Source organism: Kribbella sp. NPDC058693, assembly GCF_042715335.1.
GTDB classification, from domain to species: Bacteria; Actinomycetota; Actinomycetes; order Propionibacteriales; family Kribbellaceae; genus Kribbella; species Kribbella jiaozuonensis.
Map to the genome: position 1 here is coordinate 510,898 of NZ_JBHXSQ010000005.1, position 14,757 is coordinate 525,654.

At 67.3% G+C, this 14,757-nt stretch carries 14 protein-coding genes; 10 read left to right on the forward strand and 4 right to left on the reverse strand.

Annotated elements, in window-relative coordinates:
• Nucleotides 1-45 precede the first annotated feature (45 nt).
• The 4 genes from ACFWUU_RS36710 (at nucleotide 46) to ACFWUU_RS36725 (ending at nucleotide 4,453) form a co-directional block, all read left to right on the forward strand.
• Nucleotides 46-423 (forward strand): VOC family protein, encoded by a 378-nt coding sequence (locus ACFWUU_RS36710; protein ID WP_137259542.1) that lies wholly within the window; start codon nucleotides 46-48, stop codon nucleotides 421-423.
• 89 nt (nucleotides 424-512) lie between these two features.
• The gene (gene zwf / locus ACFWUU_RS36715; protein WP_380182764.1) at nucleotides 513-2,000 is read left to right on the forward strand and encodes a glucose-6-phosphate dehydrogenase; all 1,488 of its coding nucleotides are present in this window, start codon (nucleotides 513-515) and stop codon (nucleotides 1,998-2,000) included.
• Between the two features lie 14 nt (nucleotides 2,001-2,014).
• Entirely contained in the window at nucleotides 2,015-2,767 is a 753-nt protein-coding gene (gene cobF / locus ACFWUU_RS36720) for a precorrin-6A synthase (deacetylating) (protein ID WP_380182766.1), read from the forward strand.
• Between the two features lie 114 nt (nucleotides 2,768-2,881).
• Nucleotides 2,882-4,453 (forward strand): carboxylesterase/lipase family protein, encoded by a 1,572-nt coding sequence (locus ACFWUU_RS36725; RefSeq protein WP_380182768.1) that lies wholly within the window; start codon nucleotides 2,882-2,884, stop codon nucleotides 4,451-4,453.
• Here ACFWUU_RS36725 and ACFWUU_RS36730 read toward each other — a convergent pair.
• Both ACFWUU_RS36730 and ACFWUU_RS36735 read right to left on the reverse strand, forming a co-directional pair.
• Complete coding sequence (locus ACFWUU_RS36730; protein WP_380182906.1) at nucleotides 4,439-5,044, reverse strand: TMEM175 family protein; 606 nt, start codon at nucleotides 5,042-5,044, stop codon at nucleotides 4,439-4,441. The two genes, ACFWUU_RS36725 and ACFWUU_RS36730, sit on opposite strands and share 15 nt — an antisense overlap.
• 23 nt (nucleotides 5,045-5,067) lie before the next feature.
• On the reverse strand, nucleotides 5,068-6,480 hold the full coding sequence (locus tag ACFWUU_RS36735) for an MFS transporter (protein ID WP_380182770.1): 1,413 nt from the start codon (nucleotides 6,478-6,480) through the stop codon (nucleotides 5,068-5,070).
• 393 nt (nucleotides 6,481-6,873) lie between these two features.
• Between ACFWUU_RS36735 and ACFWUU_RS36740 the strand changes: the two genes are divergently transcribed.
• Entirely contained in the window at nucleotides 6,874-7,824 is a 951-nt protein-coding gene (locus ACFWUU_RS36740; protein ID WP_380182772.1) for a phosphotransferase enzyme family protein, read from the forward strand.
• A 117-nt stretch (nucleotides 7,825-7,941) separates the two neighbouring features.
• On the forward strand, nucleotides 7,942-8,862 hold the full coding sequence (locus ACFWUU_RS36745; protein ID WP_380182773.1) for a VOC family protein: 921 nt from the start codon (nucleotides 7,942-7,944) through the stop codon (nucleotides 8,860-8,862).
• 270 nt (nucleotides 8,863-9,132) lie between these two features.
• On the opposite strand, the gene ACFWUU_RS36750 is transcribed toward ACFWUU_RS36745, so the two are convergent.
• Together ACFWUU_RS36750 and ACFWUU_RS36755 are read right to left on the reverse strand one after the other, a co-directional pair.
• Nucleotides 9,133-9,615, reverse strand: coding sequence for a MarR family winged helix-turn-helix transcriptional regulator (locus tag ACFWUU_RS36750; RefSeq protein WP_380182775.1), 483 nt, complete (start codon nucleotides 9,613-9,615; stop codon nucleotides 9,133-9,135).
• 51 nt (nucleotides 9,616-9,666) lie between these two features.
• A complete protein-coding gene (locus ACFWUU_RS36755) occupies nucleotides 9,667-10,170 on the reverse strand; it encodes a DinB family protein (protein ID WP_380182777.1) in 504 nt (167 codons plus the stop codon).
• A 118-nt stretch (nucleotides 10,171-10,288) separates the two neighbouring features.
• Here ACFWUU_RS36755 and ACFWUU_RS36760 point away from each other — a divergent pair, with 118 nt between their 5' ends.
• The 4 genes from ACFWUU_RS36760 to ACFWUU_RS36775 are packed head-to-tail and all read left to right on the forward strand — an operon-like array spanning nucleotide 10,289 to nucleotide 14,706.
• Entirely contained in the window at nucleotides 10,289-11,455 is a 1,167-nt protein-coding gene (locus ACFWUU_RS36760) for an MFS transporter (protein ID WP_380182779.1), read from the forward strand.
• A gap of 10 nt (nucleotides 11,456-11,465) precedes the next feature.
• Nucleotides 11,466-12,554, forward strand: a complete 1,089-nt coding sequence (locus ACFWUU_RS36765) for a precorrin-3B synthase (RefSeq protein WP_380182781.1) — start codon at nucleotides 11,466-11,468, stop codon at nucleotides 12,552-12,554.
• On the forward strand, nucleotides 12,551-13,180 hold the full coding sequence (locus tag ACFWUU_RS36770; RefSeq protein ID WP_380182783.1) for a precorrin-8X methylmutase: 630 nt from the start codon (nucleotides 12,551-12,553) through the stop codon (nucleotides 13,178-13,180). The genes ACFWUU_RS36765 and ACFWUU_RS36770 overlap by 4 nt, the downstream gene beginning before the upstream one ends.
• A complete protein-coding gene (locus ACFWUU_RS36775) occupies nucleotides 13,180-14,706 on the forward strand; it encodes a precorrin-2 C(20)-methyltransferase (RefSeq protein WP_380182785.1) in 1,527 nt (508 codons plus the stop codon). The genes ACFWUU_RS36770 and ACFWUU_RS36775 overlap by 1 nt, the downstream gene beginning before the upstream one ends.
• The last annotated feature ends 51 nt before the right edge of the window (nucleotides 14,707-14,757 follow it).

Here is a 14,757-nt window from a genome sequence, read left to right on the forward strand (position 1 = left end):
GGTCTAGCGTCGACAGCAAGGGAACTTCAGGCGGGAGGGCATGCGATGACCGGACGGATCGTGCATTTCGAGGTGCCGTACGACGACGGCGAGCGAGCGCGGGCGTTCTACCGCGAGGCATTCGGGTGGAACCTGATGGAAATGCCCGAGATGAACTACACGATGGTGTCGACCGGACCGGTGAACGAGCAGTCGATGCCGGCCGAGCCCGGGTTCATCAACGGCGGTATGTACCAGCGCACCGGCGAGCTGACCCGCCCGATCCTGACCGTCGACGTCCCCGACATCGACGCCGCCTGGAAGACCATCGAGAGCCTCGGCGGCGAACGCGTCGGCGAGAAGCTCCCGGTCGGCGACATGGGTTACGCGGCGTACTTCAAGGACCCCGAAGGCAATGTCCTCGGTCTCTGGCAGACCGCCTAGCCGTTCAGGTCGACGTACACCGTTAGTTCACAGTTGAGTGCCTAGACTGCGGGGTGTGTTGGCTCCGGTGGCGTCCTCGGGAGGACTGAATGCCTGACCGTATCCAGACCATTGCCTATCCGGCACCGGGATCGCGGCCTTCGCGGCGGGATCCGGATCCGCTCGCGCCGCATGTGATCGTGCTGTTCGGGGCGACCGGTGACCTGGCCAAGCGCAAGCTGCTGCCCGGGCTGGCCTATCTGCAGCAGTCCCGGTTCACGCCCGACGTACGCATCATCGGTACGGCGACCGAGGAGCTGACCTCGGAGGAGTTCCGGGCCCGCGCCCGGGAGGCCGTCGAGATGTTCGGCATGCACAAGCTGACCGACGAGCAGTGGTCACAGTTCTCCGAGACGCTCGACTACGTGCCGGTGACGGCCGGCCCCGAGGCGCTGGCGACCGCGGTGAAGGCGGCCGAGGGCCATCTCGGCCCCGACGTACGGCGGCTGCACTACCTGTCGGTGCCCCCGAAGGCGGCCCAGTCGGTGATCGCGATGCTGCGCGACGCGGACCTGGTCGACCGGGCCCGGGTGGTGATGGAGAAGCCGTTCGGTGACGACCTGGCCAGCGCGATCAAGCTCAACGACTTCGTCCACGAGACGTTCGACGAGTCGCAGATCTTCCGGATCGACCACTTCCTCGGCAAGGAAGCGGCGCTGAACATCCTCGCGTTCCGGTTCGCGAACGGCCTGTTCGAGCCGATCTGGAACCGGAACTTCATCGACCACGTGCAGATCGACATCCCGGAGTCCCTCGGGCTGGACCAGCGCGCCACCTTCTACGAGCCGACCGGCGCGTTCAAGGACATGGTCGTCACGCACCTGATGCAGGTGATGTCGTTCGTCGCGATGGAGCCGCCGACCGCATTGGAGCCGCGGGCGATCTCGGAGGAGAAGAACAAGGTCTTCCGGTCGATGCTGCCGATCAGCCCGACCGACGTGGTCCGCGGTCAGTACTCCGGCTACCGCAACGAGGAGGGTGTCGCGCCGGACTCCGACACCGAGACGTTCATCGCGCTGCGGGTCGAGATCGACAACTGGCGCTGGGCCGGTACGCCGTTCTTCCTGCGCACCGGCAAGAAGATGGCCGAGGGCCAGCGGATCATCTCGATCGCCTTCAAGGAGGCGCCGAAGACGATGTTTCCGTCCGGCTCGGGTGTCGGCTCGGAGGGCCCGGACCACCTGACCTTCGACCTGGCCGACTCGTCCCGGGTATCGCTGTCGTTCTACGGCAAGCGCCCCGGGCCGGGGATGCGGCTGGAGAAGCTGTCGATGCAGTTCTCCACCCAGGAGACGGAGAGCGCCGGCGACGTACTCGAGGCGTACGAGCGTTTGATCCTGGACGCGATGCGCGGCGACCACACGCTGTTCACGACCGCGGAGGGCATCGAGTCGCTCTGGGATCGTTCCTCTCATCTGCTTGAAGACCCGCCGCCGGTCAAGCCGTACCAGCCGGGAACCTGGGGCCCGAATGCGATCCACCAGCTGATCGCACCGCGTGCCTGGCGCCTCCCCTTCGAAAGGGAATGGCGGGAGTAGTTAGGCTGCCCGGCATGCGGGAGATTCTGGTCATCGGCGTCGGGGCGGGCGATCCGGAGCAGGTGACGATGCAGGGCGTGTCGGCGCTGAACCGGGTCGATGTGTTCTTCGTGCTGGACAAGGGCGAGGTGAAGCAGGAGCTGGTCGACCTGCGGTCCGAGATCCTGCGCCGGTACGCGACGTCGAAGGATTACCGGGTCGTCGTCGGCCGGGACCCGGAGCGGGATCGCACGGCTTCGGCGTACGTCGAGGCCGTCGACGACTGGCGACGGCGCCGGGCCGATGTGTGCACGGAGATGATCGCGTCCGAGCTGGGCGAGGACCAGGTGGGGGCGTTTCTGGTCTGGGGTGATCCCTCGCTGTACGACAGCACGCTGGCGATTCTGGACGACATCCTGGCGCGGGGTGAGCTCGCATTCGCGGTCGAGGTGATTCCGGGGATCAGCAGCGTGTCGACGCTGGCCGCACGGCACAAGGTCGGGCTGAACCAGGTGGGTCGGCCGATCCAGATCACCACCGGCCGACGGCTCGCCGCCTGTTGGCCGGAGGGTGTGGACGACGTGGTCGTGATGCTCGACGCGCAGACGGCGTTCACCGAGTATCTCGACGCTGACATCTATTGGGGCGCGTATCTCGGCACGCCTGACGAGATTCTCATCTCCGGACCGCTGCGCGAGGTCGCGAGCGAGATCGAGAAGGTGCGCGCCGAGGCCCGGGATCGTAAGGGCTGGATCATGGACACATACCTGCTGCGGCGAGCTAGGTAAAAGAACGCCGCCTTCGGCGGCGGGTGGGAGGGGGCGCCGACCTATACCAAAGGTGTAGGCGGTTTGGCCTTCGGGTCGACGCGGGGATGCCGGCGGCTCGACCACGCTGCAGGCATGAAGAAGAAACTCTTGGTGATCATGACGGCCGCCTTGGCGCCGGCGGGCCTGTTGGTGGGCCTGGCCGGGCCGAGCGACGCGGCCCAGCAGGATGTCGTACGAACTGATGGCGGACTGGTTGCGAGCAAGACGGTCGGGGACGCAAGGGTCTTCGACGGCATCCCGTACGCCGCTCCCCCGGTCGGCCCGCTGCGCTGGAAGGCGCCTGCGCCGGCCAAGCCGTGGACCGGCGTACGTGAGTCGAAGCTCGGCAACGTCTGCCCACAGCAGGCGAACTCCGAGGCGCCGGACGGGTCGTCCACCGAGGACTGCCTCTACCTGAACGTCACCACCCCGACCAAGCCCTCCCCGAAGCCGCGCGCCGTCGTGGTGTGGATCCCCGGCGGCGGGTTCTTCTCCGGCGCCGGCAACAGCTACGAGGCGTCGAAGTTCGCCGCCCGCGGCGACGTGGTCGTCGTGACGGTCAACTACCGGCTCGGCATCTTCGGCTTCTTCGGGTACCCGGGTCTGCCAGGATCCGGCACCTATGGCATCCAGGACCAGCAGGCCGCGCTGCGCTGGGTGCAGCGCAACGCCCGCGCGTTCGGCGGCGATCCGCGCAACGTGACGGTCGCGGGTGAGTCCGCCGGCGGCATGAGCGTCTGCGCCCAGCTGACGTCTCCCACGTCCACCGGTCTGTTCTCGAAGGCGATCATGCAGAGCGGCTCGTGCGAGTTCAACTGGGCCGCCAACAGCCAGTACCCCGGTCAGGCCGCGGACTCGCCCTGGATTCCCGCCAGCACGGTGCAGGCCAACGGCAAGGAGTGGGCCGCCGACAACAAGGACAAGCTCGGGTGCAAGCCCGGCCAGTCCATGCTCGACTGCCTCCGCGCCGCGAAGTCCGACGTACTGGTCGACGAAACTCTCAACTTCACCCAGATCGGGTACGGCGGGACCGCCGTCGTACCGCTGTCACCTGCGCGTGCGTTGAAGGCCGGACTGTTCCACCGGGTGCCGATCATCTCCGGCAACAACCACGACGAGGCGAACGGCTGGCTGGCTGCCTTCGGCGACATCAAGGACTACCCGCAACTGGTCAAGAACATGGTCGGCGCCGAGAAGGCTCCGCAGGTACTGCAGCATTACCCGCAGGCTCGGTACGACTCCCCCGCTGCGGCGTGGGGCGCTGTCACCACGGACCGGATCTGGTCGTGCACACAGGTCGCTTCGGACCAGCAGGCGGCCGGGAAGGTACCGGTGTACGCGTACGAGTTCGCAGACAAGCACTCTCCGATCGCCTCGCCCGGACTGGGTGCGGCACACGCCATGGAGCTGCCGTACCTGTTCCGGCTCGGCGGGTACGACTTCCCGATGTCGGCGGCACAGCAGACGCTGTCGAACCAGATGATCGACTACTGGACGGCGTTCGCCCGGACCGGCAACCCGAACGGTCCGGATCGACCGCAATGGTCGCCGACCGGCGTACGAGAGGTCAAGGGCCTCTCACTCGCGCCGAAGGACCAGACCGGCATCCAGCAGGTCAACCTGAGCACCGAGCACCAGTGCGGGTTCTGGTCACACCTTGGCTGACGTTCTCCGCCAGATCGGCATGAGGATCGGCGACAGGAGCAGGAGGAGCAACGCGTAGAAGTTCACTCCGGGAACGAAGGCCGCCAGCAGGAAGGCGACCACGGTCAACCCGGTCAGGATCAGGGAGCCGACCAGGCCCTCTCTGCTGACCGGATTGTCCGGGTTCTCGAGCTCCTTGTGCCCGTGGATCATCCAGGCGATCGCCGACTGGCAGATGCTCAGCGCCAGGATCGTGCCGGTGTAGAACCCGGCGGTGAACCGGTTGCTCGGGAAGGCCCCGATGATCTCGGTCGGGAACGGCAGGACGACGATCATCAGCAGCCAGAGCAGGTTCAGGCGGATCATCGGGGTCGTGTACGCGCGAACGTGTTCGAACAGCCGGTGATGCCCCAGCCAGAAGTTGGCGATCACGACGAAGCTCAGCAAGAACGTGAAGATCTCCTGCCAGTGGTCGGTGACCACATTGACCGCGTCGCCGCCCTCCGCCCTCACCTCCGGCACCAGGTCGACCAGTGGCAGCACCAGCAGCGTGATGGCGATCGCGACCACCGCGTCGGTGAACAGGACCAGCCGGTCGGGGTCTCTCGTCATACTCACGGCCGAAAGAGTAGCCGTCAGGTGTGTCGTTCGCGGAGCAGGCTGATCGACAGGACCACCGCGGCGAACACGAATCCGGCTGCCGCGAGCCATGCTGCGCCGTACCCGTCCCTGAGCGCTTTCAGGGTGCCTTCGGTCGCTCTGTGCGCGGTGGTCGATGCTGCGAGCGTGGCGAGCACTGCGGTGCCGATCGCCGCGCCTGCCTGTTGCGCGGTGTTGTTGAGGCCCGAGGCGAGTCCGGCGTCGCTGGGGTCGGCGCCGGACATGGCGAGCATGATCGCGGCCGGGATGGCTACTCCGATGCCCGCGCCCATGACTGCGAGCACCGGGCCTACGTTGACGACGTACGAGCCGTCGACCGGTGCCTGACTGATCCACAGCAGGGCCAGGAGGAACACGACCAGTCCGGCGATCAGCATCTTGCGGGGGCCGAAGCGGACGGTGAGGCGTGGGGCGATCGACAGCGACATGAGTGCGTTCATGAGTGGCGCTGGAAGGAACGCTAGTCCGGTGGTGAGGGAGTCATAGCCGAGAACGCGCTGCACGTACAGCGCAGTGGTGAATTGGAAGCCGAATCCGGCCGCGAAGAGCAGGACGACGACTACGTTGGCCACGCTGAGCTGACGGCGCCGGAAGATGCGCAGGGCAAGCAGTGGGTTCTTGATGCGCGCTTGGCGTACTACGAACGCTGCCAGGAGTGCTATCGACGCAGCGGCCTGTAGGAGCGTGCGGGTCAGGGTGGCCGTGGGCTCTGCGGTCTGGACGATCGTGTAGACGCCTAGTGAGAGTCCTGCGGTCACCAGCACAGCACCTAGTACGTCGGCGCCCTTTGCGAGACCGAGTCCTGGCTGGTGTGCCAGCAGCCGTACTGCGAACGCCAGGGCGATTGCTCCGATCGGGACGTTGATCAGGAACGCCCAGTGCCAGCCGATGGTCTGCGTGATCACACCACCGAGAATCAGACCTATCGAGGCACCGCTCGCGGCGGTGAAGCTGTAGACGCCCATGGCACGCGCCTGCTCGCCCGGCTTGGGGAACAGGTTGACGATCATCCCGAGAATCACCGCGGAGGCCAGCGCGCCACCTACGCCCTGGAGGAACCGGCCTGCGATCAGCACCTCCTTGTCGGCCGCCAGGCCACACAGGAGCGAGGCCACGGTGAACAAGCCGAGGCCTGCTAGGAAGATCCGCTTGCTCCCGATCAGGTCGCCTATGCGGCCGGCGAGCAGGAGGAGGCCGGCGAACGCGATCAGATACGAGTTCATCACCCACGCCAGACCCGCCTGCGAAAACCCCAGATCCCCCTGAATCGTCGGCAACGCAACCGTCACCACAGTCCCGTCGAGAATGATCATCAACTGCATCACACACAGCACGACAAGCGCCTTACCCCGCCCCCGCGCCGCCTCCACCACCACGTCCACACTCACAGGCCTTCTCCTCAGTTTGATCGCTCAGAACGACCATAACAGATAGTCCTGTAATAGACGATCTCTTATCAGATGAACTTCTGATCAGGTGAAGATCGAGCCCATCGCGGTGCTACGCGCGGCTCCTTCGTCGCCGGGCTACGCGCCGCACCCGCCCACCCCCGGGCTCATCGCCCGGAGCATCCCTTCCGGCTATCGCCGGGACCTTCCGGCTGCCGCCGGACCTGCGGGCTACCGCCCGCACCCGTGCGCGCTACCGCGCGATCGACCGCCCCCGTGGTCCGGCCTGCTCGTACCTGGCGAGGTGACTGCAACAGGCCCGTCCACACAAGCGCATCCCGTCGCCGTCGAAAACCACCTGACCCATACGCACCCGACGATTAGGGTCACAGGGTGAGGGATGAGCCGGCAGAGATCTCGTGCGAGCTGGTGGCTGGAATCCTCAATGGACATTGGGGTTTCGACGTCGCCGCCGTGTCCTATGCTCCCGTGGGATTCGGCAGCTACCACTGGATCGCGTCCACAGGCAAGGGACCGCAGTGGTTCGTGACCGCAGATCGAGTCGCCACGAACGGCAGGCGGGCGATCACCGCCGCCATGCAAACCGCCCACGAGCTAGCCAGCCACGGCTACGAGTTCGTCGTACCTCCGCTACCTGATCGCACCGGCAACCTTGTTCACGAATCGATCGCTGGCTGGGCATTCACAGTCCTGCCGTATCTGCAGGGATGGAGCACACCTGACGGCGCCTGGGACGACCCGGCAGAACGAGAGCAGATCGCACAGATCCTCGGCCGCCTACACGCAGCTCCGCCTCCAGAAGCCTTGCAGCGTTGGGACTTCGCGATACCGGACCGCGACAATCTCCTGGCCGCGCTCGCGGACCTCGACCGACCTTGGTCCACCGGTCCGTACGCGGAACCGACCCGTCTCCGCCTGGCCGCCGCCCACGACTACGTGCACAACAAGCTGAAACACTACGACGCACTAGTCCGCCAACTAGAGGCATCAGACGACCCCTGGGTCATAACCCACGGCGAACCCCACAGCGCAAACGTCCTCCGCACCACCAACGGCATGCGCCTGGTCGACTGGGAAACCGCCCGCCTCGCACCCCGCGAACGCGACCTGGCCGCCATCCTCGACGGCTCCATCGACGTACTCCCGGCCTACCAGTCACAGGCCGGCCCATTCACCCCACGACGAGAGGCCCTAGAGCTCTTCGACGTCTGGTGGTCCCTGGACGAGATCGCCTCCGACGTCCACCTCTTCCGCGAACCCCACCCCCATTCCGAGGACACCAAACTGTCCTGGCAAGAGCTGACGGAGCATCTGCCCGGCTGACGCCGCGGCGCCTGGACGTGGCTTGATCGGGTGGCTCGGCGGCGTGAGACTACCGAGATGCCTCGAGATCTCGTCGAAGTTGCTTGTCGTTGGGTCGACGCGTTGGAGCGAGCGGACGTGCCGGCGGCCAACGCGGTTAGCGGTCTGCAGGGTTGGAATCCAGGTCCGTGGATTGGCGAGGCGTGGCAGCCAAGGGTGGAGGAGCTCGCGGGTTCGGATCGGACGGTGGGTAGTGCGCGGCAGGTCAACGACCGCATGGTTCGCGTCGTTCTGGTCGGCAACCGTGGACAGGCGTTCGCGAGCGTGGTGCTCGACGAGGTCGGCAAGGTCGTCGGTACGTCAGTCGACGCGGACGAGCAGGACGGGCGATTCTGGGTCGTCGTGGGCTGCCCCGAGGAACGTGAGGACGAGCTGCGAGCGTTCTACTCAATGCTCACCGATGGACGGATCGGGCCAGGCGAGGGGCCGATGCGCCCTCCACGCTGGCGCGACCCGGCGAAGCCGACGCAGATTCACATCGATGTGCAGGTCGCCGACCTGGAGGCAGCTGAGCAGGCCGTCCGGGAGCACGGCGCGACGAAGCTAGAGGACTTCCCCGGCTGGCGCGTGTATGCCGATCCGGTGGGCCATCCGTTCTGTCTGTACTCCGGCCTCGCCGAGCCCACGGACCGGCTCGGCACGCTCGTTCGCGTGGTGATCGACTGCGCCGATCCAGCACCGCTGGCGCGGTTCTGGGGCGCTGTGCTGGAGATGCCCCGTACGGTCGAAAACTCACCCGACCGGATCGTGATCGCCCGCGACGACGACAGGCTGCCGATGCTCGCCCTGCAGCGCGTTCCCGACTACCAACCGCCACGGTGGCCCGACCCCGACTACCCGCCACAGATGCACTTCGACATCGGCTTCGATGACCGGACCGAGAAGGAACGCATCGCCCTCGAGTTCGGAGGGACACGGCTGCCCCCGCAGGGCGGCAGCTGCCCCGTGTATGCCGACCCTGCCGGCCACCCGTTCTGCCTTTGCTACAAGGGCGAGTGAGCTGACGACGACGGTCGTCAGATGGCATGGCGTCGCAGCGCAGGCCAGCCGCAGTCACCTCGCCAGATACGAACCAGCCGCACCACGGGGCAGTCGAACGCGCGGCAGCGCGCACGGGTCCGGGCGATAGCCCGCAGGTCCGGCGACAGCCGGAAGAACCCGGCGATAGCCGGAAGGGATGCTCCGGGCGATGAGCCCGGGGGTGGGCGGGTGCGGCGCGTAGCACGGCGACGAAGGAGTCGCGCGTAGCACCGCGGGGGTGTTCTTCTTTCAGCTGGTGCGTTGGCGGGAGCGGCGTACGGGTTGGGCTGTGGTGGGGGTGGAGAGGGGGCCGTCTACGAGGGTGGTGATTGCGTCGACGAAGGGTTTGCGTTGGGGGGTGGCGAGGGCGTTGAGGGCGTCGGCGTGGACTCGGTCGACGATTTTCTGGCCTTCGGCGGCGATTTTGGCGCCGGCGTCGGTGACGGCGATGATGCGGGCGCGGCGGTCGGTGGCGGCGGGTTTACGTTCGGCGTAGCCGGCCTCCTCGAGGGCGTCGACGGTGACGACCATCGTGGTCTTGTCCATGTAGGCGAGCTCGGCGATCTGGATCTGGGTGCGTTCCGCCTCGAGCGCGTGCCGCAGTACGCACTGCATCCGCAGCGTCAGGCCGATTTCCGCCAGCGCCGCGGACAGCTGGGTCTCCAGGACATGGCCGGCGTGGGTGAGGTAGCCGGTCAGGTCGGGCACGGTACGTTCCGGAAGCTGCGCCATACCTTCGAGAGTAGCGCGGGATCGTCTGTCCGCAGATGATCCGGAGTTAGATCATTCTCCGCGGGCGCCGTCGATCAGCTCGCGGATCACGTCGAGGTGGCCGAGGTGCCGGGCCGACTCCTGCAGTACGTCGAGCAGCAGCCGCTCGACCCGGATCGGTCCGCGATACCCGTCGATGAACCCGCTCCAGTCCACCTCACGCAGCGTCTGCTGCGACCGCTCCCACTCCGCGTCGTACGCCGCCACGACCGAGGCGACCGTCTCGTCCGGCCCGATCCGGAACTCGTAGTCATGGTCGTCCGAACGCCACAACGACGGCAGGTCCTGCCCGCCGATGGTCCGCTGGATGTGCTGCCGTTGTACCGCGGTCAGGTGCTTGATCAGCCCGAGCGGATTCATCACCGGCGATGTGGCGAGCGGCGTCGCGCGTGCCTGCTGCTCGTCCAGCCCGTCGAGTTTGTTCACCGCGGTGGTGTGGATGAACTCGAAGTACCCGATCACCGACTGCGCGAGTGTCAGGTCGTCATCCGGCCACGGCCGGTCTCTCAGCACCATGCGCCGCACCCTCCCACCCGGCACCGACAATCGCGGAAATGCGACGGCTTGCTCGCCGACCACCGCGGTGTCGCAAAACCGCGAGCCTGGCGTTATTGCAACTAGTTCGCTCGACACTATGACTCTTCTGGAAACCCGTACGCCGACTGTCCGGTGGCTCGGAGTCGTCGCGGTGACGCTCGGGATCTTTGCGATCGTGACCACGGAGATCCTGCCGATCGGCCTCCTCACACCGATCGGCACGGACTTCGCGCTCACGCCCGGGCGCACCGGTTGGCTGATGACAATGCCCGGACTGGTCGCGGCTGTGGCCGCACCGGTCGTCACCGTCGCGACGGCTCGGCTGGACCGCCGCCTGATGCTCTGCGTGCTCATGGTGCTGCTGGCGATCGCAGGACTTATCGCGGCGACCGCACCGGTCTTCTGGCTCGAGCTGGTCGCCAGATTCCTCGTCGGACTGACCATCGGCGGCTTCTGGTCGATCGGTGCCGGCCTGGCTGGGAGGCTGGTCCCGGAGCGGTGGGCACCACGGGCGACGGCTGTCATCTTCTCGGCGGTGCCGCTCGGGTCGGTGCTCGGCGTACCGGCTGGCACGTTTGTGGGTGAGTTTGCTGGCTGGCGTACGTCGTTTGCTGCGCTCGGAGTACTAGCTTTAGTGGCCCTGGCGGTACTGCGGACCACGGTGCCTCCGCTGCCGCCGTTGCAGGTCACGCGGGCCGCGGTACTGCGTGATGCGCTCCGTGGGAGTCGGAATGCGCTCGTTGTGACCTGTCTGATTGTCACGGCGCAGTTCGCGACCTATACGTATGTCACGCCGTTCCTGCGCGACGTCGTACGGCCGGAGCTGATCGGATTGTTCTTGCTGGTCTACGGAGCTGCGGGTCTGGTGGGCAACGTGATCGCTGGTACGGCGGCGGCGCGGAACCTGAGGGCGACGTTCGCCACCTGCGCAGGGCTGATTGCAGCTGCGACGCTGCTGCTGCCGCTGGCGGGTCACACGGCGGCGGGTGCGCTTGTGCTGCTCGTGGTCTGGGGGCTGGGGTACGGCGGGATCCCGGTCTGCTCGATGAGCATGTTCGCGCAGGCGACGCCGGAGTCTCGGGAGGCGGCGACGGTGTGGTTCACATCGTCGTACCAGGCTGTGTTGTCTATCGGTGCGCTGCTCGGCGGGCTGGTGGTGGACGCGTGGTCGATACCCGTCGCGATGGTGGCTGGTGGTGGGTGTGCGGTGTTGGCGGTGGCGGTGCTGCTGTGGTCCAGAACACAGGAGGTTCCGGGGACGTAGCATCGCGGGCATGGCGCGGACCGAGACCGATCGATGCCCTGGTGTGCTGGCGGTGCACCAGGCGGCGGACGGCGGTCTTGCGCGGGTCCGGTTGCCGGGTGGGGTGGTGAGTGCGGAGCAGCTGGAGGTACTGCGGGTTGCTGCCGCTGAGCTGGGTGATAGGCGGCTGGAGCTCACCTCTCGTGCGAACGTGCAGATCCGCGGGTTGGACGCGCGAGGGCCGAGGGAGTTGTCGGATCGGTTGTTTGGCGTGGGGCTGTTGCCGTCGATGGCGCACGAGCGGGTGCGGAACATCCTGGCGTCGCCGCTGTCCGGGTTGGATGCGGTGTCGCGGTACGACGTACTCCCCGTGGCGACTGCGCTGGACCGGGGGCTGTGTGCGCGGCCGGGGTTGGCGGAGCTGCCCGGGCGGTTTCTGTTCGCGCTGGATGACGGGCGGGGGGATCTGGCGGATGTACGGGCGGATGTTGCTGTGCGTGCGGTGGATGAGCGGAGTGCTGTTCTGAGCCTCGGAAGGCTTGGCGTGCGGGTGTCGTGGGGCGAGGTGCCGGAGCTGATGTTGGCTGCGGCGGAGGCGTTCCTGGCGGTGCGGGATCAGGAGTGGCGGATCGCTGAGGTACCTGGTGGCGAGGAGCGGATCCTGGAGCGGCTCGGGCTACAGGCGGACGAGCCACTGGACACCAGCACCACCCGGGTGACGGCTGGTGTGCACGGCTCGGCCCTGGTGGTAACCGTCCCCCTCGGAAGCCTCACGCAAGACCAGGCAGCTGTACTGGCCGCTGCGGTGGGTGGGGTGCGGGTTACGCCTTGGCGGTCTGTTGTGGTGCCGGGGGGAGCTTCCGGGCTGGAAGGGGTTGGGTTGGTTAGTACGCCTGGCTCGGTTTGGGAGGGTGTGACCGCGTGTGCTGGGAGGCCGGGGTGTTCGAAGGCGTTGGGTGATGTGCGGGCGGATGCGGCCAGGCTGATGCCCGCCTTCGAGCGGGATGGGCGGCGGGTGCATTGGGCTGGGTGTGAGCGCCGGTGCGGGAAGCCTGCTGGCGAGTTTGTGGACGTGGTTGCGGTAGGCGATGGGTATCTGGTGGATGGGGAACGGCTGTGAGCTACGAGTACGTGCGCGACGGCGCGGAGATCTATCGGCGGTCGTTTGCGACGATCCGGGCAGAGGCGGCGCTGGACGGGTTGCCGGCGGACGTGGCGCAGGTTGCCGTGCGGATGATTCACGCCTGTGGGATGACTGACCTGGTTGGCGATCTCGCCTGGTCGCCCAACGTCGTGAAGAGCGCGCGGGCTGCGCTGCAAGGTGGTGCGCCGATTCTGTGTGATGCGCAGATGGTGGCGGCCGGAATCACGCGGCGGCGGTTGCCGGCGGAGAACGAGGTCATCTGCACGTTGCAGGATCCTCGGACTGTCGGGCTCGCCCAAGACCACCAGACCACCCGGAGTGCCGCCGCGGTCGAGCTGTGGGATGACCACCTGGCCGGGGCGGTTGTTGCTATCGGCAACGCTCCGACGACGTTGTTCCACCTGCTCAACCGGATTGCCGACGGCGCACCGAGGCCGGCGGCGATCCTTGGCATTCCGGTCGGTTTCATCGGCGCGGCCGAGTCGAAGGACGCGCTCGCGGCGAACGAGCTCGGCCTCGAGTATCTGATCGTCCGCGGCCGCCGCGGCGGAAGTGCGATCACCGCCGCCGCCGTCAACGCAATCGCAAGCGAGGAAGAGTGATGACCGGGCGGTTGTGGGGAGTCGGACTCGGGCCTGGGGATCCTGAGCTGGTCACGGTGAAGGCGGCGAGGCTGATCGGGGCCGCCGACGTGATTGCCTTTCACAGTGCGCGGCACGGGCGGAGCATTGCGCGCGGGGTGGCAGCGCCGTACCTCACCGACGGCCAGGTCGAGGAGCACCTCGTTTATCCGCTCACGACTGAGACGACCGATCACCCCGGTGGCTATCAGGGCGCGATGGATGACTTCTACGAAGACTGTGCCGCCCGGCTCGCAGCGCACCTCGATGCCGGCCGCGATGTCGTCGTGCTCGCGGAAGGGGATCCGCTGTTCTACGGGTCGTACATGCACATGCACAAACGCCTGGCCGACCGCTACCCGTGTGAGGTCGTCCCGGGTGTGACGTCGGTGAGTGCGGCAGCCGCAGTACTGGGACGTCCGCTGTGTGAGCGCGACGAGATCCTCACCGTCCTCCCCGGCACGCTGCCGCCGGATGTGCTGGCGGACCGCCTCAGAGAAACCGACGCGGCGGCCGTGATGAAGCTAGGACGCACCTTCGCCAACGTCCGCGAAGCCTTCGAGCTGGCCGGACGTGCAGACGAGGCCTGGTACGTCGAACGCGCCACCACCGACGCCCAGCGCACGGCGCCCCTCAACGACGTAGACCCGGACGACGTCCCGTACTTCTCCCTCGCCCTCCTCCCCAGCCCCATCAACAACACCTTCACTCCCCCACAGACCAGGACCGCGACCGAAGGCTCAGTCACCGTCGTCGGCCTCGGACCGGCCGGACCGGAGTGGATGACCCCCGAGGCCCGCGCTGCGATCGCAGGTGCCGACGACGTGATCGGCTACACCACGTACGTCGACCGCCTCCCGGACCGCGCTCGTCAGCGCAAGCACGGGTCCGACAACCGCGTGGAGTCCGAGCGGGCCGCCTTCGCCCTCGACCTCGCCCGCAAGGGCTCAAACGTTGTCGTGGTCTCGTCCGGCGACCCCGGCGTCTTCGCGATGGCCAGTGCGGTCACCGAGGTCGCGTCGGAGCCGGAGTACGCCGATATCGCCGTACGCGTGCTGCCCGGCATGACCGCAGCCCAGGCCGTCGCCAGCCGGGTCGGGGCGCCGCTCGGGCACGACTACTGCGTCCTGTCCCTCTCCGACCGCCTCAAGCCCTGGGAGGTCATCGCCCAACGGCTGACTGCGGCCGCAACGGCCGACCTGGCGATCGCGATCTACAACCCCGCCTCGAAGTCCCGCACCTGGCAGGTGGCGGCGACCCGCGACCTCCTGCTCGAGCACCGCTCCCCCGGTACGCCGGTGGTGATCGGCCGGGACGTCGGTGGGCCGGAGGAAACGATCACCGTGACAACACTGGCCGAACTCGACGCTCAGACGGTTGACATGCGGTGCCTGCTCCTGATCGGCTCGTCGCAGACCCGTACCGTGTCCCGCCCCAATGGTCCGTTGGTCTTCACTCCCCGCCGCTATCCGGGCACGGTGAGTGAGTCCACGCCAGGAGCCGGTTAAATCCGCTCCCGGGCTGTGTCAGGCGCCGTACGGACGGGTAGGGACCCGCGC